Genomic DNA, 1,515 nt, shown 5'->3' with positions numbered 1-1,515 from the left:
AGCTTCGCGTTTAACGTCGGTTGGGTGATCAGTCGCCCTGTTGAGGGACTGGCAGCAAGCGGCCACCTGCTCACTCTCTGAGGAAGAGGCGAATCTTCTCGGGGAGGACCAGGTGGCCGTTGTTCGTAGTGTCGTGCAGCTTGATGGTGTTGACCAGGGTGAACTTCGCCGGTTCCGGGGCGAGGTGTACGACTGTTTCGACCTGCGGGCTGATGCTTTGTTCGATCTGATCGATGGGATTTGTGCGCCGGTCACGGTGAACGGGGTCGCGTATCTGAGTCTGGCGCCGGGTGCCCGGCGTGGTCACGGCGCTGCTTATGCCGCGGTTGCTGCAGGCCGGATCGATGAGGAACTGTTGCGCGATGTTCTGGCCGGGTATCGGCCGCGGTGGTGGCGGCCGGACTTTGCGGTCGATGCGTCGGTGTGGGCGCGTTGCGATGCTGAGTGCTCGCCGGAACGCGGCTTCTACTATCACCCGTCGCGGCACTCAGCGGGCCAGCCGATCGTGGCGGGCTGGTGCTACTCGTGGTTGGTCGCTTTGTCGGGCGAGGCGGATTCATGGACGGCGCCGCTGGATGCCTGCCGGCTGACGGTCGGTGACAACCCGAATCTGGTCGCCGCCAGGCAGATCCGGGCGGTGCTGCCCCGGCTCGGAGCACTGTCGCAACAGGCGTTGTTCGCCTTCGACGCCGGTTACGACCCCGTCCAACTGTCGGTCGAGCTGGCCGGTACCGACACACAGATCGTCACCCGGGTCCGTGACGACCGCACCTACTTCGCTCGTCCCGTCGTCCCTGCCGGTGGCCGGGCCGGTCGGCCGCGACGGCACGGCGCCAAATTCGCCTGCGCTGATCCGCTCACCTGGCCGGCCCCGGACGCGAAGCTCGCCGCCGACGACGAAATCTACGGACAGGTCCAGGTATCGGCGTGGCATCGGCTGCACCCCAAACAGCGCACCTACCGCGATCCCGACGGCTTACGGATCGTCGAGGGCACCCTGATCCGGCTGCACGTCTCCCGGCTACCCGGACGTCGTGACCGGGAACCGAAGACGGTATGGCTGTGGTGGCACGGTCCGTGCGAGTCCGACCTGGACCTGGACCGGGTCTGGCACGCCTACCTGCGCCGCTTCGACATCGAGCACACGTTTCGGTTCGCCAAGCAGACGCTGGGCTGGACCACGCCGAAGCTGCGCACACCGCAGCAGGCCGACCGGTGGACCTGGCTGATCCTGGCCACACTGACCCAACTACGCCTGGCCCGACCCCTTGTCGCTGACCACCGGTTGCCCTGGCAGAAACCACAACCAGCCGGCACGCTCACCCCCGGCCGGGTCCGCCAAGGTTTCGGCCATCTACTGCCAACTCTCGGAAGTCCGGCCAGCGCACCGAAACCCACCCGACCCGGCCCGGGACGACCCAAAGGCTCCCGATCCACACCCGCCCAACGCCATCCAGCGATCAAGAAGACCAACGTCAAGACCCCAAAACGACGAAACCGATGTTAAACGCGAAG

The 1,515-nt window shown here is 66.2% G+C and carries 1 protein-coding gene; it reads left to right on the top strand.

Annotation, left to right across the window (positions count from 1 at the left end):
- The first annotated feature begins 40 nt into the window (after positions 1–40).
- The gene (locus tag M1L60_RS46655; RefSeq protein WP_253244069.1) at positions 41–1,507 is read left to right on the top strand and encodes an NF041680 family putative transposase; all 1,467 of its coding nucleotides are present in this window, start codon (positions 41–43) and stop codon (positions 1,505–1,507) included.
- Positions 1,508–1,515: the final 8 nt, after the last annotated feature.

The sequence above is a fragment of the Paractinoplanes aksuensis genome (assembly GCF_024137025.1).
GTDB lineage: Bacteria > Actinomycetota > Actinomycetes > Mycobacteriales > Micromonosporaceae > Actinoplanes > Actinoplanes aksuensis.
This window is presented reverse-complemented; position numbering and strand designations above follow the sequence as displayed.